Source organism: Rhodococcus maanshanensis NBRC 100610, assembly GCF_001894865.1.
In the GTDB taxonomy this organism is placed as follows: domain Bacteria; phylum Actinomycetota; class Actinomycetes; order Mycobacteriales; family Mycobacteriaceae; genus Rhodococcus_G; species Rhodococcus_G maanshanensis.
The window spans coordinates 1-17,390 of the sequence record NZ_BCXA01000069.1 but is presented as its reverse complement, the minus strand read 5'-3'; the positions used below and the strand labels follow the sequence as shown (position 1 = coordinate 17,390).

The 17,390-nt window shown below is 67.9% G+C and carries 16 protein-coding genes and 1 pseudogene; 11 read left to right on the top strand and 6 right to left on the bottom strand.

The window, feature by feature from the left end; genetic code table 11:
* From RM1_RS26515 to RM1_RS25205, 4 genes and pseudogenes are all read left to right on the top strand, one after another.
* Positions 1–243: pseudogene (locus RM1_RS26515) on the top strand (hypothetical protein); the annotation flags it as partial.
* A 206-nt stretch (positions 244–449) separates the two neighbouring features.
* Entirely contained in the window at positions 450–1,118 is a 669-nt protein-coding gene (locus tag RM1_RS25215; RefSeq protein WP_072754342.1) for an MspA family porin, read from the top strand.
* A 65-nt stretch (positions 1,119–1,183) separates the two neighbouring features.
* Positions 1,184–1,861, top strand: coding sequence for an MspA family porin (locus RM1_RS25210; RefSeq protein WP_072754341.1), 678 nt, complete (start codon positions 1,184–1,186; stop codon positions 1,859–1,861).
* 106 nt (positions 1,862–1,967) lie between these two features.
* On the top strand, positions 1,968–2,468 hold the full coding sequence (locus tag RM1_RS25205) for an Rv2732c family membrane protein (protein ID WP_072754340.1): 501 nt from the start codon (positions 1,968–1,970) through the stop codon (positions 2,466–2,468).
* Here RM1_RS25205 and RM1_RS25200 read toward each other — a convergent pair.
* Entirely contained in the window at positions 2,446–3,399 is a 954-nt protein-coding gene (locus RM1_RS25200) for an ABC transporter substrate-binding protein (protein ID WP_245816616.1), read from the bottom strand. The genes RM1_RS25205 and RM1_RS25200 overlap by 23 nt on opposite strands.
* 187 nt (positions 3,400–3,586) lie before the next feature.
* Between RM1_RS25200 and RM1_RS25195 the strand changes: the two genes are divergently transcribed.
* The 3 genes from RM1_RS25195 (at position 3,587) to RM1_RS25185 (ending at position 6,728) form a co-directional block, all read left to right on the top strand.
* Entirely contained in the window at positions 3,587–4,459 is an 873-nt protein-coding gene (locus tag RM1_RS25195; protein WP_245816615.1) for a ferredoxin family protein, read from the top strand.
* A gap of 105 nt (positions 4,460–4,564) precedes the next feature.
* Positions 4,565–6,172 (top strand): AMP-binding protein, encoded by a 1,608-nt coding sequence (locus RM1_RS25190; RefSeq protein WP_072754344.1) that lies wholly within the window; start codon positions 4,565–4,567, stop codon positions 6,170–6,172.
* Positions 6,173–6,311: 139 nt separating this feature from the next.
* Positions 6,312–6,728, top strand: a complete 417-nt coding sequence (locus RM1_RS25185) for a DoxX family protein (protein WP_072754338.1) — start codon at positions 6,312–6,314, stop codon at positions 6,726–6,728.
* A gap of 15 nt (positions 6,729–6,743) precedes the next feature.
* Here RM1_RS25185 and RM1_RS25180 read toward each other — a convergent pair whose 3' ends face one another.
* Complete coding sequence (locus RM1_RS25180) at positions 6,744–7,721, bottom strand: NAD(P)H-quinone oxidoreductase (protein ID WP_072754337.1); 978 nt, start codon at positions 7,719–7,721, stop codon at positions 6,744–6,746.
* A gap of 91 nt (positions 7,722–7,812) precedes the next feature.
* Entirely contained in the window at positions 7,813–9,411 is a 1,599-nt protein-coding gene (locus RM1_RS25175) for a Na+/H+ antiporter (protein ID WP_072754336.1), read from the bottom strand.
* Positions 9,412–9,477: 66 nt separating this feature from the next.
* Here RM1_RS25175 and RM1_RS25170 point away from each other — a divergent pair, with 66 nt between their 5' ends.
* Together RM1_RS25170 and RM1_RS25165 are read left to right on the top strand one after the other, a co-directional pair.
* Positions 9,478–9,807 (top strand): UBP-type zinc finger domain-containing protein, encoded by a 330-nt coding sequence (locus RM1_RS25170; protein WP_027502053.1) that lies wholly within the window; start codon positions 9,478–9,480, stop codon positions 9,805–9,807.
* Between the two features lie 109 nt (positions 9,808–9,916).
* Positions 9,917–10,396 carry an SRPBCC family protein gene (locus RM1_RS25165; RefSeq protein ID WP_072754335.1) on the top strand — a complete coding sequence of 160 codons (480 nt, stop codon included), beginning with the start codon at positions 9,917–9,919 and terminating at the stop codon, positions 10,394–10,396.
* Between the two features lie 15 nt (positions 10,397–10,411).
* Here the strand turns inward: RM1_RS25165 and RM1_RS25160 are convergent, their stop codons facing one another.
* Positions 10,412–11,020 (bottom strand): VOC family protein, encoded by a 609-nt coding sequence (locus RM1_RS25160; protein WP_218019747.1) that lies wholly within the window; start codon positions 11,018–11,020, stop codon positions 10,412–10,414.
* A gap of 410 nt (positions 11,021–11,430) precedes the next feature.
* On the opposite strand from RM1_RS25160, the gene RM1_RS25155 reads away from it, so the two are divergent.
* Positions 11,431–12,426: an alcohol dehydrogenase gene (locus tag RM1_RS25155; protein WP_343286944.1), complete on the top strand. Its 996-nt coding sequence runs from the start codon at positions 11,431–11,433 to the stop codon at positions 12,424–12,426.
* A gap of 115 nt (positions 12,427–12,541) precedes the next feature.
* On the opposite strand, the gene RM1_RS25150 is transcribed toward RM1_RS25155, so the two are convergent.
* A complete protein-coding gene (locus RM1_RS25150) occupies positions 12,542–13,375 on the bottom strand; it encodes an alpha/beta fold hydrolase (protein WP_281252216.1) in 834 nt (277 codons plus the stop codon).
* A 311-nt stretch (positions 13,376–13,686) separates the two neighbouring features.
* Here RM1_RS25150 and RM1_RS25145 point away from each other — a divergent pair, with 311 nt between their 5' ends.
* A complete protein-coding gene (locus RM1_RS25145) occupies positions 13,687–15,588 on the top strand; it encodes a potassium transporter Kup (RefSeq protein WP_174563002.1) in 1,902 nt (633 codons plus the stop codon).
* Between the two features lie 97 nt (positions 15,589–15,685).
* Here the strand turns inward: RM1_RS25145 and RM1_RS25140 are convergent, their stop codons facing one another.
* Positions 15,686–17,365, bottom strand: coding sequence for an Hsp70 family protein (locus RM1_RS25140; RefSeq protein ID WP_083576950.1), 1,680 nt, complete (start codon positions 17,363–17,365; stop codon positions 15,686–15,688).
* Between the last annotated feature and the right edge of the window lie 25 nt (positions 17,366–17,390).

The window sequence follows — 17,390 nt, the reverse complement described above, 5'->3', positions numbered from 1 at the left end:
GGTCCCGCGATGGTCGCCGCGCACGCCCTCGCCGTCGCGGTTTCGGCACTGCTGATCCGGGCCGGTGAACGCGGATGTGTCGCAGCGCTTTCGGCGCTGACGCGGAGGATCCCGGCATCGTTCGTCGAGGTGCCGGTTCCGGCTCCTGTCGCTGTCTGTGTCCCGTCGGACGGGCCGATGCCTGCCCGCTGGCTGCTGGTCGGCTCGGGCACCGGCACCCGCGGCCCGCCGCAGTCCGCCTAGTCGACGCCAACAGACATCCCGGCCAGGGCGCCAGTCCGAGCTGGGGTGATGTTCGCGCGCGCACTTCACCGTTCCGCCGGCAGCGTGGTGCTCACAGAGCCCGCGCGGACGGAGCGTTCCCGCAGGATCCTCCGGGCTGCGGTCCCGGGCGGGCTGATTTCTGCGCGTCTCTGCCTGTTTTTCGCCCCAATGATGAGAAGGACGATATGAATTTCAACAACTCTGGTCTGCGCCGTGGCGCCCGCATCGCAGGCGCAGGCGCCGCTGCGGCGGTGGCGATCGGCCTGATGTCGACCGGTGCGGCGAACGCCGACACCCTCGTGCCGCTGCCCGACGGGCAGAAGGCTGGACCGGGAGCGGTCGTCTCCCGCACCGGCGAGAGCGCCCTGATCTCCCCGTCGCTGGCCGCCAACGGCGCCGGCCGCACCGCCTGGGTCTCGGGCACGGTCACCGCCGATGTCAAGGGCATCACCAAGGAGACCGAGGCCGGCCCGTGGAACGGCGCGACCAACGACAAGGGCACCAACAACTCCTCCACGCACGGCGTCTCGCGGATCAGCACCGGCTACATCGTCGGCTGCCAGGTCGACATCACCGGCCTCGGCGGCTCCATCGGCGCGGGCATCGACCTCTCCGGCCCCTCGATCTCAGGTTCGCTGACCGTCCCGGTCTCCGCAGGCCAGGTCAAGTTCGTCGGCGTCTCCGGCAAGGACATCAAGAAGAACGGCAAGTACTCGGTCCAGTACCAGGACACCCAGCTCGAGATCCAGAACTGCGGCGGGTTCGCCCAGGCCCGTTCCTACACGGTGGTCGAGATCGTCGGCAACGACTACTCGAAGACCACCCTGTACGGCCAGCCGTTCAGCATCGGATGACAGGGGCGCCTTCGGCGCACAGTCCACACCAGATTTTTCACACCTGAACCCTCAGAGGGGAATTCATGAACTCCCGTAAGAACGGCCTGCGTCGCGGGCTGCAGATCTCCGCCGTCGGTGCCGCAGGCGCGATCGCCCTCGGCTTCCTGTCCGCGGGTGCGGCGAACGCCGACACGTTCGTGCCGCTGCCAGGCGGCACGATCAGCAAGACCCTGGTCGACGGCACCGTCGTCACCGTGTCCATGACCGGTGAGTCCGCCAACATCTCCCCGTCGATGGGTGCGACGCCGCTGCACCGCAATGTGTGGGTCTCGGGTTCGGCGAAGGTCGAGCTGTCCGGCGCCAACGCCGACGGTGGCAAGATCGAGCCCGGCTACGTGGTGGCCTGCCAGCTGACCCTCGGCGGCAAGGGTGGCGCCGACACCGGGATGTCCTCCAACTGGGAGGGCGAGAGTGTCAAGCAGACCGCGAAGGGCGCGGGCAACCTGTCCATCGCTCCCGGCCAGGCCAAGAACGTCAAGCTCCTCGACCTCGAGAAGGCCGACGACTTCGGCGGCGAGTCGCACTCCGGCGCCAACAGCTTCAAGGGCAAGAGCGGCAGCGTCACGTGGGCCGACTCCACCATCGGCGTCGAGGGCTGCGCCGGCTACGCGCAGGCCCGCTCCTACGTGAAGGTCACCGCCAACACCAAGAACGTCAGCAGCACCGTCACCCTGTGGGGCCAGCCGTTCAGCATCGGCTGATCCGATGAGTGGGGGCGGGTTACCACCGGTGGTGACCCGCCCCCACCCGGCTTCGATCCGAGGAGGATGCCTTGACCGAGAATCTCGTTGCGACGAGGGGCATGCGGTGAGCGACGATCTGTCCCACTACCGCGCCGATTTCCTCGAGATCGAGAATCGAGTCACCCGGGAGTTCGTCGCCGGGTGGCGCCGTCCGGCGATCACCGCGGTGGTTCTCGTTCTGACGGTCGGCCTCGCGCTACCGCACGCGGGGTCGCTGCCTGCGTGGGCCGTACTCGTGGGAGGGCCGAACCCGGACAACGCGGCGACGCCTGCACCACTGCGGCTGTTCATAGTGTTCGTCGTGATCTTCGGGATCGTCGCCTCCATGCTGGGCACCTGGTCGCGACGGTGGGCGGTCGCCCAGATAGCGGTGATGGGAACGGGGGTGGGGACGGTGATCGGACTGCTCGGCTACTGGTCGCAACAGAGCCTGCCGCCCGGAATCCGCCCAACCGGAGTCGAATACGGGCTGATCCTCACGTGGGCCGGGATGGCTGTCCTCACCGCGCTGTGGGTCCCGGTGGTTCTCAGTCGCGCGAACATCATGCAGGCGGAGCGTCGCTGAGGATGCGTTCGATGTCGTCCAGCACGGTCATGCCGCCGAGGGGTCCCACCCCGGTGATCCAATAGGACATGTCGACCAGGCGCAGGCCGGGGAAGGCGTCGAGAAGCACGGTCGGGACGGTTGTGCGGTCGGAGGGGTTCGTGGTGGTGGCGAGCACCAGGTCCGCCCGAGCTTCCGCGACGCGCTCCGGTGACAGGTCGATCGAGATCGAATCCTCCCAGTCACGCGGCGGCGTGGTGAATCCCGCGCACTCGAGGGTGCTGCCGGCGAACGAGGTGGGACCGTAGAGCGTCAGGTTGTCGTCGCGCGGACGGATGAGTTGCGCGGTTTTCCCTTTGGTACCGAACTCGGCGGAGATCTCCTGGCAGCGCTCGCGGTAGTCGTCGAGCAGGACATCGGCTTCATCGGCCTTGTTCAGTGCCGCGGCGACCAGTCGCACGTTGTCCTGCCACGGGTCCGCCTGCGAGGCCATGTAGACGGTCGGGGCGATGGCGGCGAATTGTTCGTAGAGCTCCGAGTGTCTGGTCTCGGTTCCGATGATCAGGTCGGGGCGAAGCGCCGCGATCTTCTCCACGTTCGGCGTCGGGACGGTCCCGACGGTGTCCACCGCGGCGGCCTCCGCGCCGAGGTACGGCGGCACGCCCGCCGCCTCGCTCAGCACGGTTGTCCCCACGGGGATCGTCCCCAGCGCAACCGAGGTGTCGAGATGGACCGGCTCGAGGACGACAACGCGCTGCGGGGAGAGCGGTACCTCGCTGATGCCGCGGGCATGCTCGACGACCCGGGTGCTCTTCTCGGAGGCGTTCGCTGCCGCGTCCCCGTCCGCACCCGCCGAGCATGCCGTCGCCGCCAATGCCGTGACGGCTGCCAACGCAAGGCCGAGCGCGGACGCGCCGCGGCGTGATCGCTTGCAGTTCAAGGAAACTCCCACCTCGTAAGGAAGTCCGCCGGCATCAGGCGGATGTCACGGTTCGTGAGCTTCCCGCACATGCCGATCTCGACTGGAAATGTGCTTAGCCTAACCTATGATCATGGAGTTTGGTGCGGACGCGTGGTCGTGTGATCGATCGTCGGTTGTGGAGAATTCCCAGACGAGTCGGCGCAGTGACGCCTGCACGATGCAGTCGTCCCGCGTCGGCGAGGAGATGGTCGGCCGGGCCGGCGTGAGCGCTTCCTGGATTCTGATCGAGCATCCCGGACCGTGGCCTGCGTCGGCGCCGGAAAGCGTGTTGCCCGCGTTCGTGTCGCAGCGGCTGGACGCGGTGGCGGGGAGATTGCGGGTGCTGTTGATCCGGCGGCCCCGGGCCCGGCGTGTACCCGACCCGCTTTGCGTGATCAGCTGGTCAAACGGCACCAGGCACTGGATGCGTGAGAAGCGAGTTCGGGACTATCGCGAACTGGACGGGCTCGACTTCGGGTCGATCGCGGCAGGGGTAGAACCGGACTTCGGAGTCGAGCGGAGAGTTCCGCTCGTCGCGGTCTGTACCCACGGGAAGAAGGACGCGTGTTGCGCCGAGCTGGGGCGACCGGTACTCGCGGCGTTGTCCGCCACGGATGCCGACCTGTGGGAGTGCACCCACGTCGGAGGTGACCGGTTCGCGGCAAACGTGGTCGCATTTCCACACGGTCTGTACTTCAGTCGGCTCGGCGGTGACTCGGCTCGTGAGGCGGTCGCCGCGTTTCTCGACGGCTCGATTGCCCTGCCGCACTTCCGCGGACGGTCCACGCTTTCCCAGCCGGCGCAGGTCGCTGAACATGCCGTTCGCGAGCTCACCGGGATCATGCGAATCGACGCGCTTCGCCGGGTCGTCGAAAGCGACGATCCGGGCTCCGGTGGTCGGCTGGTGCAGATCCAGCTCGAGTCTCGACGATTCGGCGTCACTGTTCGTTCGGAACCGCAGGGCAACGAGATACGGCACGGATGTGGGTCCGGCGGGCCCATTGCCTGGAGCCGGTGGGTGGTGGTTGGCCTCCGCGAGGTGTCGAGCTGAGGTGTGCCAACGGTGCTTTGGTCCGTTTTGGCCCGCCCTGCTGGAACGTGTTCTAGGTTCAGGTCATCGGCCTCGACCTCGCGGCCCGGCCAGGAAGGAATGACGATGCAGTTCAACCTCGCGGACATTTTCGAGACGGTCGCCTCCGCGGTACCCGATCGCATCGCGCTGACCTACGAGGACGAGAACCTCACCTACGCCCAGTTGGACGCCGAGGCCAACAGGACCGCGGGCCTGCTCGCGCAGGCAGGCATCACTCCAGGCGAGCACGTGGCGCTGTTCCTGAAGAACAGCATCGAGCACGTCACCAGCATCCTGGGGCTGATCAAGATCCGCGCGGTGCCGATCAATGTCAACTACCGATACACCCCCGCCGAACTCGAGTACATCTTCACCAACTCCGACTCTGTCGCGGTGGTCGTCGAACTTCCTGAGCACCAGCGGCTCCTTGCGTCGCTCCTGGACAGCTGCCCGATGGTTCGAACGGTGCTCGTGGTGGGGGAGACCGTCGACGAGCTGCGCGCCGCCGCCGAAGCACGCGCGGTGTCCGTGATCGCGTTCTCCGGGGCTCATGACCTGCCACCCGTCGCGGAGTTCGCCCCGCGCACGGGGGACGACCTATACGTGCTCTACACGGGTGGAACCACCGGATACCCGAAGGGCGTCATGTGGCGGCACGACGACTTCTTCCGCAAGCCGCTCTCCGGCGGAAACCCGTACGGCGAAAAGACGAGACGGGATCTCGCCGAAGTCGCCGCTGCGGCAAAGGAGTTCCCCGAGCTCTCCTTCCTGATCGCGGCGCCCCTGATGCACGGTGCCGCGTTGTACTCGCTGTTCACCTTCTTCACCCTTGGCGCCCGTGTGGTCCTGAGGCGTGATTTCGACCCGAAGCAGGTCGTCGAAGCGATCGAGAAGGACTCGGTGCAGGTGATCCTGATCGTCGGCGACGGCATGGGCCTGCCGTTGGTCGACGAGATGGAACGACGAAAGGGCGAGGTCGATCTCAGTTCCCTCTACTCGATCACCTCGGGCGGCGCGATCTGGTCCACAAGCGTTCGGGATCGCATGCTGGCGGTCAAGCCGGACCTGCTGCTGCGCGACAACTTCGGCGCCTCGGAGTCCGGTAACGACGGCGCCTTCACCATCGACGAGGCAGGCAATCTGCGCATGCCTCCCTCGCCCAACATGGTCCTGGTCGACGAGAGGCTGAACGAGATCGAGCCGGGCTCGGAGGAGATCGGTTACATCGCGCGTATCGGCAACGTCCCCCTCGGCTACTACAAGGACGAGGAGAAGACCGCCCGGACGTTCCCGATGCGCGGCGACGGCACCCGTCTGTCGGTGCTCGGCGACATGGGCAGGGTGGAAGCGGACGGCACCATCGTCTTCCTGGGCCGCGGCTCGCAGTGCATCAACACCGGCGGCGAGAAGGTCTTCGCCGAGGAGGTCGAGGCCGCCCTCCACGCGCACCCGTCGATCGTCGACGCGCTCGTCGTCCCCGCACCCGACCAGCGCATGGGCCAGCAGGTCGCCGCGGTGATCGCGACATACCCCGACTCACCCGAGCTGACCCTCGCCGAGGTCCAGGAACACTGCCGCAAGACGTTGGCCGGCTACAAGATCCCACGTTCGATCGTGCTGGTCGAGGAGGTCAAGCGAACCCCCGCCGGTAAGGCGGACTACCGCTGGGCGACGTCGATGGCGTCCTCATAGCGCCAATCTTCGACACCGGTGAGTGACGGTTCGCCGACCAGTTCGACCTCGTGTTCGGCGTCGCAAGGCGAGATACTGGACAGCATCGAGTTCCACGGCACCGAGGTGATGCCCAGCAATCACCACTTGGAGGTAGGCAATGGACATCGTCGTTCTCATCGGTCGAATTCTCTTCTCCGCGTTGTTCCTCGCATCCGCTGTTGGACACCTGACCCAGTCCAAGGCCATGGCGCAATACGCCGCGAGCAAGGGCGTGCCCATGGCGCAGCTCTCCGTCCTGCTCTCGGGTGTGCTCCTGGTCGTGGGCGCGCTGAGCGTGCTCCTCGGCGTCTGGGCCGATCTCGGCTCCCTCCTGCTGGTGGCCTTCCTCGTCCCGACCGCGGCGCTCATGCACAACTTCTGGACCGAATCCGACCCCCAGGCCCGACAGATGGAGATGGTCCAGTTCAACAAGGACATCGCGTTGGCCGGTGCGGCGCTGATGCTGTTCGCCTTCTTCGCCCACACCGATGATCTCGGGTTGACCATCACCGGGCCGCTGTTCTCGATCTCCTGATCTGGCGCGGATCGATCACGGGGTGACGAGGACGACCTTGCCGAAGGCTCGTCCGCTGTGAAGGAATTCGTGCGCCTCGGCGGCCAGCGGCATGGGGAGGACGGTGTCGATCACGGGGGCGATCACGCCCTGCTCGATCAGCGGCCACATGTACTCGCGGACCCGGGCGACGATGGCGGCCTTTTGGTCGGGCGGTCGGGACCGCAATGAGGTTGCCGCGACGCTGGCACGCTTGCTGAACAGCAGCCCGAGGTCGAGTTCGGTGGGTGCGAGGGTGCCGCCGATGATGACGAGATGTCCGTCAGGTCCGAGACATTCGACGTTCTCGCGCAGAAACGGCGCGCCGGCGATGTCGAGGATCGCATCGACACCGCGCCCGCCGGTGGCGTCGAGGGCCCGCGTCACGAAATCGTCGGTTCGGTAGTCGACGGCGACGTCGGCGCCGAGACGCATGACTCGGTCGAGCTTGGCGTGGGTTCCGACGGTGGTTATCACGCGGGCGCCGGACACCTTGGCCCATTGGACGGCCATCGTTCCGATGCCGCTGCCGCCGCCGTGCACGAGTACCCATTGCCCGGCGCGCAGGTGGGCCTTGAGCGTCAGGTTGGCGTACACCGTGCACGACGCCTCGGGCAGGGCCGCCGCCTGCGGAAAGTCCAGGCCGCGCGGAATGGGAAGCAGTTGGCGTGCCGGTACGACGGCCTGCTCGGCGTACCCTCCGCCGCCCAGCAGCGCGCAGACGCGGTCGCCCTTCGACCAGCCGTTCACCCGGTCACCGACCCAGCTGATCGTGCCGGCGCACTCGAGTCCGAGAACGTGGGGTGCCCCGGTCGGGACCGGATATCTGCCTTCGCGTTGGAGGAGGTCGGCGTTGTTGATCCCGGCGGCGCGGACGTCGACGATGACGTCGGACGGCGACGGCTCGGCGAGTGTTGTCTCCCTCCACGTCAGCACGCCGGGAGGCCCCGGTTCGTCGAAGTCGATTCCTCGCATGTATCTACTGTCGACCTAACGGACCAGCAGGTCGAGCACTGCCGTTGGCCAAGCCGCCTTCCAGTTGCCGCCCGAGGCGGGCGACGGGGTGCTACTCCCGGTTCAGGGTTGCCTCCTCGAGGTCGAGTTCGCGCAGCACCTGTCGCAGTACCTCGTCGTCGATTCGTCCGTTGTCACGCTCTGTGATGAAGACGCCTCGTTCTGTGTCCAGCATCTGCAGGCGTAGCGCGCGGAACGCGGCGGACGGGCTCTCGCCCAGTTCGGCCTCACTGCGACCGAGCCGCTCCCATGCCGCGTGTGCGCGGTGCTCGCTCCAGGTGCGCAGGATCTCCGCGGCCCGCCGACGGACGGCAGCGGGGTCCCCGTCGGCGTTTGCGACCAGGCTGTCGAGCACCTCCGTTGCGGCCCGCGCGGCCTTGTCCTGCGCGGCTGCGAGCGCGATCGCGTCCTTGCGGCGTTCCTCCTCGTCGCCGACCCCGAGCCGGGTGATCAGCCAGGGCAGGGTCAGACCGTGCAGGAGAAGGGTGCCGACCACGACGACGAAGGTGATGAACAGGATCATCTCGCGCTCGGGGAAGGGGGCGCCCGAGTTGACGGTCAGCGGGATCGCGAAGGCGGCGGCGAGCGAGACCACACCGCGCATGCCGGACCAGGCGAGGACGAACACCGCCCGGAGCGTCGGCGCAGGCTCCCGCTCGCGGATTCGCTTGGACAACAAACGCGGGAGGAAGGCCGCGGGGAAGACCCACAGGAGCCGGACGGCGATCACTGCGACGAGCACGGCTGCCGAGGCGCCGACGACTTCGGCCACACTGCGGCCGTGGAGCCCCTGCACGACGCCCGGCAGCTGCAGCCCGATCAGCAGGAAGACAAACGATTCCAGGACGACGTCGACTGCCTTCCAGACCGCGGTGTCCTGCAGGCGGGTCGCGTATCCGGCACGGGTCGCGCGCTGACCCAGATACAGGCCGGCGACGACGACCGCGATCACCCCGGAACTGTGCACCTCCTCGGCCACCAGGTACGCGACGAAGGGGACGAGGAGCCCGATCCCGCTTTCCATCACCGGATCCGAGAGCCGCGAACGGATCGCGGCGACGACGATCCCCACCCCGATGCCGATCAGCGCGCCGCCGATCGCCGCACCGAGGAAGGTGCGCACCCCCTCCATCAGGGTCACGCCGGTGCCGACCGCTGCGGCGAGTGCGACACGGTACGCGGTCAGCGCGGTCGCGTCGTTGAGCAGGCTCTCGCCGCCGAGCAGTGTCATGATCCGCCGGGGCAGGCCGAGGCGTCGTCCGATCGCGCTGGCGGACACCGCATCCGGCGGCGCCACGACCGCGCCGAGGACCAGCGCGGCGGCGAGGGGGAGTTCGGGAATGGTGAGGTATGCGACCGCCCCGACGACGGCGGTGGTGGCAAGCGGCAGGCCGACCGCGAGCAGTCCGATCGGGCGCGCGTTGCGGCGCAGCGCCAGCGAGGAACTGTCGAGCGCGGCCGAGTAGAGCAGCGGCGGCAGCACCGCGAACAGCACGAGATCCGGATCGAGTGCGGTGTCGGGAACCCCGGGGATCTGCGATCCGGCCAGTCCGACGAGGACCAGTAGCAGCGGGGCCGACCAGTTGAATCGCCGTGCGACGGCGGCGGTGAGCAGCGCCACCACCGCGACGGCGAGCAGGGCCACGTTCACGGCGGTTCTCCGTCCAGCGGTCGGGGGTGTGGATATCGCACCTTGCAGCATGCAGGATGGGAGGCGATGAAGAAGGTTCTCCGCCGCGCAGCCGACCGCATTCGAGTCGGATCCCCGGGTCCGGCCACAGCTCAGGCCTGCGACGAGCTCGCGGCCGCCGCCGGACCGGACCCCGAGCCGCGCACCCCCGGCCTCTGCGAGGAATGCACGGCGCTCGGCGAACAGAACTGGGCGCACCTGCGGATCTGCCTCACCTGCGGGCACGTCGGATGCTGCGACTCGAGCCCGCACCGGCACGCGACCGCGCATTTCGAGCAGACGGGGCACCCCGTCATGCGATCGCACGAGCCCGGCGAGGCGTGGCGTTGGTGCTACCGGCACGCCGAGATGGGCTGACCCTCGGTCAGCCCTCTTCCGTGATGTTCGCGCGAGTGGTGTGCTGGATGTGTCAACCCACCCGGCCCGCAGAACCGGAGTGGATCATCCAAGTGTCGAGGAAGGTGCCATGACCACGATCCATCTCCACCAGACGACAACCGCGACGCCCGAGCAGGTCCTTGCCGGCCTCACCGACTTCGGGCCGGGTCGCGAGGAGATCTTCGGCAACAGCGCAGACAGCTACCTCAAGGTGCATCGCGAAGGCCCCCATGACGCGGATGTCACGGAGGGTTCGAGCGGCATCTGGGAAACCCTGCACTACGACTGGACCGACCCCCATCGTGTGGTGATGACGACCACCGACTCCAATTTGTGGGGTGGTGCCTCGGGCCACACCTACACCCTCACGCAGGAGCCGACGGGTGTGACCGACGTGGACGCCGTCGTGGTCCGCGATGGCAAGAACCTCAGGGGACGGCTGCTCGCGATCGTGCTCGGACTCTTCGGCACCCGCGTCCTGGGAAAGCAGTTCAAGAAGTCCATCGAGGCCATCGAGGCTCGCAGCGACGGCGAGGGTGGAGAGAACACGCAGACGCACGAGGGCTGAACGCTGCAAGTGTTTTCAGCGGGTGGATCGAGCGTTCGCCTCGTCGACCATGTACTGCGCGTACCAGTCCGGCCAGTTCTCGTCGTAATGCCCGATCTGCTCCTCGTGCTTGCCGTGCGCGGCTGCCGCGCGGCGCAGCGCCCCGGCCAGGTCGGGCGCAGAGGTGTACGCCACCGGTCCGGGTGTCACTCGGCCCGGCGCGCGGGTGGTGACCTCCTGCACGAACCAGTTGTTGCCGTCCGGATCGGCAAACGACAGCCACGAGCGGTAACTGCCGCGGTCCGGGTCCGGGCCGGGTACCCGTTCGGTGGCCCCGGCGTGGTGGAAGGCCCCGCCCGCGTCGTGGAAGACCTCGCTGACCTGAACGCCACGATCAGCCAGTTCCGCCCGGGCTGCCTCGATGTCGGTCACCACGAGATGCGGGCCGTCCGCCGAGCCGGGGTCGGCCGAGGTGACGCCGACGCCGAAGATCACCGAGCACGCCGACCCAGGAGGCGTCACCTGCACCACACGGAAGTCGGCGCTGGCAGCGAAGTCGGCATCCACCCGCCACCCGAGCGTCTCGTAGAACTCCTTGGCCCGGTCCACATCGGACACCGGCAACACCACGATCTCGAGCTTCATGTCCACGGCCTCGCTCCTCCCGATTGATGTCGGTCGCGTGTCACTGCCACTGAGGTGAGTCCGCCATCAACACTCGCACCGCGCAACGTCGAAAGTCCACAACCGCTAGCGGTCCAAAGGACATGGGCAGTCGCCACACAGGGTGAATCAGCACTACCCTCGAAGGGTCCGCCGCCGTCTGCCGGTGGGCCCGCCACGACAGGACTGCACCATGGGAGTTCTGCTCGAACACACGGATGCCTGCGGCGCGACCGCGCGGGTGCGATCGCCACCGTGCGCCGCTCGATCGTGCGCATCGTCCACGCTCCCTCGCCACGGTCGCGACCGGAGTGCCACTGCCGGGCCACATCTGATCACCGGCTGCCAGTCATAGGGGAGACACGCTCATGCCCAGCATCCGATCAGTCCAGGTGGACCAACCCGATGGCGAACTGAGCCTGACCACCCGCGAGATACCCGACCCCGGCCCGGGCCAGGTGCGGGTCACCGTCGAAGCCTGCGGCATCTGCCACTCCGACGACGCATTGGTCACCAATGCCCTTCCCGGCGTGACATACCCCGTGACCCCCGGTCATGAGATCGCCGGCCGCATCGACACGGTCGGCGATGGCGTCGCCCGCTGGCGCCCTGGCGACCGGGTGGCCGTCGGCTGGTTCGGCGGCGCGTGCCTGTACTGCGACCACTGTCGCGATGGGGACTTCATGCACTGCGAGAACCTGCAGGTGCCCGGCTGGCACTATCCGGGCGGTTACGCCGACGCCGTGGTCGTGCCCGCCAGCGCGATCGCGCGCATTCCCGACGAGTTCACCGCCGTCGACGCCGGACCGATGGCCTGCGCGGGCGTCACCACCTACAACTCGCTGCGCCGGAGTTCTGCCCGCCCCGGCGACCTGGTGGCGATCCTCGGCCTCGGCGGTCTCGGGCACCTCGGTGTCCAGTTCGCGGCGAAGATGGGTTTCGACACCGTCGCGATCGCCCGCGGCGCGGACAAGGAGCCGCTGGCCACACAGCTGGGCGCGCGACACTACATCGACTCCACCGCGCAGGATGTCGCCGCCGAACTGCGCCTTCTCGGCGGAGCCCGGGTCGTCCAGGCCACAGCGGCGAACTCCGAGGCCATGGCCGCAACGATCGACGGCCTCGCCACGGACGGTGAACTGATCGTCATCGGGGCCGTCCCGGCACCGATTCCGGTCAGTCCCTTCCAGCTGATCTTCCAGTCTCGCTCCGTGCACGGGCACCCGGCAGGCACCGCCCGTGACGTCGAGCGGACGCTCGACTTCGCGGCCCTCACCGGCATTCGCCCGATGGTCGAACAGGTGCCGCTGACCGACGCGCCGACCGCGTACCGCCACGCCCTCAGCGGCAAGGCGCGATTTCGCGTGGTCCTGACAACCGGACTGTGACCGGCCACCCCACCAGATCTCGCGCCGGATCATCGGCGCCGGCATCGCCGGGCGAAGTCGAACGTCAGCAAGGCGTGAAGCGCTGAATGAGACTGTGGCACAGTTTCGATGCCGGTCAGCTGTGGTGCTTGTCGAGGAACTCGACAACTCGGGGAACGACATGCTGAGCATGCGTCATCACGCCACCATGCCCAGCCTCGGGGATCACGCAGAGTTCGGCGCCCGGAATCTGATCCACTGCCGATTGCGCTTGGGTTGGCCCGAGGAGCGGGTCGAACTCGAACGCGACTGCAAGGACCGGCACGTCGATGTGTTGGAGTCGATCCATGCGCTCCTCATCGCGGAGCCAGGCATGGGATGCACGCGCTTGGGCCACCTCGCCGTCGCTCGATGTCCACTGGGCACTCTGATACGCGGACATGGTTGCCCACTGGTCGACCAGTGGATCTGCCGTGGCCAAGGCCGTCGGTGGCAGCGCGGTGAGGAGGGTTTGCATCGTCATCACCTCGGCGGGGAGTGTGCCGAGGCGATCTATCAGCGCGGCTTCGCAGTTCACGACGGAGTGAAGTAGCGCTGTCGTCGGTCCAGGACCTGCGATGAGGACTCCGGCTGCGAACCGATGCGGACTTGTCGACAGCAGGTGCTCGATGGTGAAGCTGCCCAGGGAGTACCCGACCAACGCTGGTGGTCGATCCAAGCTCAGGGCGTCGATGAGGGAAGTGAGGTCGTCGCCCAGGTCTGCGACGGTGCAATGGGCTGACGGAGCATCGCTGGGGGCAACGCCTCGAGACGCGTACGCGATGACATCGAAACCGCCGTCGGCGAGGGCAGCAGTCATCCCCGCAACCTCCCAGGCGATGGGAGGCATCCCTGTCCCGCCGACCAGGATGACCGGTGGGCCATCCCCTCGACGATCCACCCCGAGCTGGATTCGTCCGGTATCGATCATTTGCATGGTCGGAATTCAATCACCGAAAGCCCGATCCGCCATGGGAACTGGGAGTGACGCCGCGGCCCGCATCTGCGAATCCCATCCGCCGCCGAGCCGGGTTGGGGGGGCGACACCGGCGCCGCGCTGCTGCGTAACCCGGTTTCGTGGCCGGCGCTGGGCGTGAGTGCCGGGCTTGGCTGCTGTGGACACTTGCGGCGAAGATCTCCGCTTCTGCGGCCGACACGCCTTCCGAGCAAATAGGATTTCGATTGGCAGACGAGGAGCACGCCGTGGGCACAGAGTCTGGAGCCAGTCGCGCTATCCGTGCAGTGGGCAGTCGAGAAACAGTGCGGGCCGCGGTCGTGGTCGGCGCGCTCGGCGTCGTGTTCGGCGACATCGGGACCAGCCCGATCTACACCATCCAAACCGTGTTCAACCCCGAGGATCCGCACCCGGTGCCGATCAGCGTGAACAATGTGTACGGCGTTGTGTCGCTGATCTTCTGGTCGGTGATGCTCATCGTCACGGTCACCTACGTCCTGCTGGTGATGCGCGCAGACAACGACGGTGAGGGCGGTGTCATGGCGCTGATCACGTTGCTGCGGCGTCTGGGCGGCGCACGGGGCAGTCGCGTCACCGCGGTGCTGGCCGGGCTCGGCATCTTCGGCGCCGCGCTGTTCTTCGGCGACAGCATGATCACACCGGCGATCTCGGTGCTGTCCGCCGTGGAAGGCCTGAAGGTGGTCGAGCCGGGGTTGGAAGAGTGGATCGTGCCGATCACGGCGGTGATCATCGTGTGTTTGTTCTCCGTGCAGCGCCGCGGCACGGCGGCGGTCGGGCGACTGTTCGGACCGGTGATGATCTTGTGGTTCGTGTCGATCGGGGCCTGTGGCATCGCGGGCATCGCCCGGCATCCGGAAATCCTGAAGGCGTTGTCGCCGACCTACGCACTGAGCTTCATGTTCGGGCATTTCGGGATTGCGTTCTTCGCGCTGGCCGCAGTCGTTCTGGCGGTTACCGGTGCAGAGGCGCTGTATGCCGACATGGGGCATTTCGGCCGGCGGGCGATCACCCGCGGGTGGCTGCTGCTCGTCCTGCCGGCGTGCGTCCTGAGCTATTTCGGTCAGGGTGCGTTGCTTCTCGGCGATGAGAGCGCAGTTGGCAGCCCGTTCTTCCTGCTGGCCCCCGGCTGGGCGCGTTGGCCGATGGTGCTGCTGGCCACCGCTGCGACGGTGATCGCCTCCCAGGCGGTCATCACCGGCGCCTACTCGGTGGCGTCACAGGCGGCCCAGCTCGGCTACCTGCCGCGGTTGAGGGTGGCGCACACCTCCGAGTCGACGATCGGTCAGATCTACGTTCCATGGATCAACTGGGTGCTCATGGTGTCGGTGTTGACGCTGGTGTTCGCCTTCCGCAGTTCGGCGGCGTTGGCGTACGCGTTCGGCATGGCGGTGACCGCGACAATCACCATCACGACACTGCTGTTCTTCTACATCGCCCGAATCAAGTGGGGTACCCCGCGCTGGGTGATCGCAATAGGAGCCGGCTGCTTGTTGGTGGTCGACCTGCTGTTCCTGGCGGCCAACCTGACCAAGCTGGTGCACGGGGCGTGGCTGCCGCTGCTGATCGGACTCACTGCGTTCACGGTGATGACCACCTGGCAGCGCGGCCGCGCGATCGTCACCCGCGCGCGGGAGCAGGCGGAGGGTCCTCTGCCCGCGTTCGTCGAACAGTTGCGCGACCATCAGCCGCCGCTGTTGCGGGTCCCCGGCACGGCGGTGTTCCTCAACCGCGGTAAGCAGACGGCGCCGTTGGCGATGCGGGCCAACGTCGAACACAACCGTGTGCTGCACCAGCACGTGGTGATCTTGTCGATCGATACGCTGCCGGTGCCTCGCGTACCGGACGCGGAACGGACGGATGTCGATGCTCTCGGCTATGCCGAGGACGGGCTCATCCACGTGACCGCGCACTTCGGGTACATGCAAACGCCGAACATCCCGGACGCGCTGCGCCTGCTCGACTCCGCGGTGACCGAGGGCCCGATCACGATCGACGACGCCTCCTACTTCCTGTCCAAGATCGAGCTGAAGAAGGGCCCGGCACCGACGATGGCACTCTGGCGCAAGCGCCTGTTCATCGCCACCTCATACATCACGGCCGACGCTGCGGAGTACTTCGGACTGCCGGGGGAGCGGACAGTGATCATGGGTTCCCGAATCGACGTGTAAGACGCATATGGGTGCCTGCCCGCAGACAACCGGTCGCTCGCGATCGGGCCTGAGTACCCGCTCGACCACGTCTGAGGGCCGGCACGTGAAGGTGGCGTCAACGATAGGGCTCGGTCGGACCGCCCGTAGGCAGCGTCACCTCTGGTTCTGGGGGGAGTGGCTCAGGCTGTGGCTGTGGCTGGGGGTCGTCGGGTGCCGGCTCGGGATCGGGTGTCGCCTGCGGACTGTCTGTGCCACCGGTGGGTGGCGCAGGTTCGGTCGGCGGCGTGGGGGATGCGGGAGGCGAGGGGGAGGAAGCCGGCGTCGCGGGCGGGGCAGCGGGAGTGGGTTGCTGGGCGACGCTGATCTCCCGCTGGTGCGCACGGTCGCTGTCGGGTTCGAACACGGCGTTGGTGACGGTTGCCTCCTGCTGCCCGGTGCCGATGGTGGGTAGGTACGTGACCGGCGCGGCAGCGACTGCCGGTGCCGCGGCCCACGGCTCGGGCTGCACGGCGGCGGGCGGGGTTTCCGCTGTCGAGATGTCCACACCAGGAAGCGAGCCTGCGGTGGGTCGTGGGATCGGAATCCCCTCTACGGTAGGAGTATTCGCCTCGGGAATCAGTGTTGTCTCGGGTGCTATCAGGGTGAAGGGGAGTGCGAGGATCGCGCCCGCGGCGATGCCCGCGACTGCGGTGCGCCGCACCCACCGCCCCGCGGCGGACGTCCGGGCCGCCATGGGAGGCACTGCTGTCCGGGGTCGTGCGGCCGCGAGGATTGCTGCGCCGCGTGCGGCGGTCGTGGCGGGATCGGGCGCGCATACCACGGGGATGCGCAGTTCGTCGGCGAGTAGCCCGGCGAAGAGGGGCATCGCGGCGCAGCCGCCGGTGAGGAGTACGTGTCGCAGCTGAGCGGGTTCGACCCTCGCTGACTGGAGGCATTCGCGGACCAGATCGAGCGAGGCGATCAATGGGCCGGTCACCAGGGCCTCGAGCTCGGGTCGACTCACCTTGATTTTTGTCTCCCCGCCGTCCGGTCGGGGTAGGTCGAGGACCGTGTTCGTGGCGGACGACAGCCCGATCCTGGCGACCTCGGCCGATCGTTGTGCGGCCGCGAGGGTGTGGATCGCGCCCGGCCGGGCGACATCGTGCCGGCCGTGCTCGGCGCGGGCAGTGGCCAGTGCGTGCCGAGCGAGCAGTTCGTCGAACTGCCTGCCGCCGAACTCGGTTGAGCGGAGCGGCCTGCCGACGATCGACGCGCGCCGGTCGCCCGGGCCCGCGGTGACCATACAGAGGTCCAGGCTCGACCCGCCCAGGTCATAGACCAGCACGAGCTCGTCCTCGAGCGGCCCCATTTCCGCCTCGAGCCAGGCGGCCGCGGCGGTGGGTTCGGGGACGAGTTCTACGTCCGGGAGGTCGGCGGCGTCGAGTGCTTCTCGCAGTGCGGCGACGGCAGGGCCCGACGTCACTGCCGGATAGGTGAGCGCGGCCGGGGCCGACGCCGATGTCGGGTCATGCGCGTGGAGCGCGGCGAGCAAGCCGCGGGCGGCCGCGGCGACCAGGTCCTGGCCGGAGAACGGAAGGCCGTTGCCTGCGATGATCGGGACCGGGTCGCCGATGCGGGCCGCGAAACCGGTGACCGCCGTGGCGGAATCGGATGGCACGTCCAGCCTCGGGGGCGCGGATGCGTCGACAGACAGTACGGCTGGGCGCGTCAGCGTGTGCGTTGGCGTGCCATCGCCGGCTAGGACCGCGGCGGCGGCGTTGACCGTCCCGATGGTCAGGCCGATTCCTGGTGTCATGCTCGTCGTCTCCTATCCGTGACGC

Coding starts and splice junctions, on each gene's coding strand:
- RM1_RS25215 (WP_072754342.1), top strand. CDS start 450: ATGAATTTCAACAACTCTGGTCTGCGCCGTGGCGCCCGCATCGCAGGC.
- RM1_RS25210 (WP_072754341.1), top strand. CDS start 1,184: ATGAACTCCCGTAAGAACGGCCTGCGTCGCGGGCTGCAGATCTCCGCC.
- RM1_RS25195 (WP_245816615.1), top strand. CDS start 3,587: ATGCAGTCGTCCCGCGTCGGCGAGGAGATGGTCGGCCGGGCCGGCGTG.
- RM1_RS25190 (WP_072754344.1), top strand. CDS start 4,565: ATGCAGTTCAACCTCGCGGACATTTTCGAGACGGTCGCCTCCGCGGTA.
- RM1_RS25185 (WP_072754338.1), top strand. CDS start 6,312: ATGGACATCGTCGTTCTCATCGGTCGAATTCTCTTCTCCGCGTTGTTC.
- RM1_RS25180 (WP_072754337.1), bottom strand. CDS start 7,721: ATGCGAGGAATCGACTTCGACGAACCGGGGCCTCCCGGCGTGCTGACG.
- RM1_RS25170 (WP_027502053.1), top strand. CDS start 9,478: ATGAAGAAGGTTCTCCGCCGCGCAGCCGACCGCATTCGAGTCGGATCC.
- RM1_RS25165 (WP_072754335.1), top strand. CDS start 9,917: ATGACCACGATCCATCTCCACCAGACGACAACCGCGACGCCCGAGCAG.
- RM1_RS25160 (WP_218019747.1), bottom strand. CDS start 11,020: ATGAAGCTCGAGATCGTGGTGTTGCCGGTGTCCGATGTGGACCGGGCC.
- RM1_RS25150 (WP_281252216.1), bottom strand. CDS start 13,375: ATGATCGATACCGGACGAATCCAGCTCGGGGTGGATCGTCGAGGGGAT.
- RM1_RS25140 (WP_083576950.1), bottom strand. CDS start 17,365: ATGACACCAGGAATCGGCCTGACCATCGGGACGGTCAACGCCGCCGCC.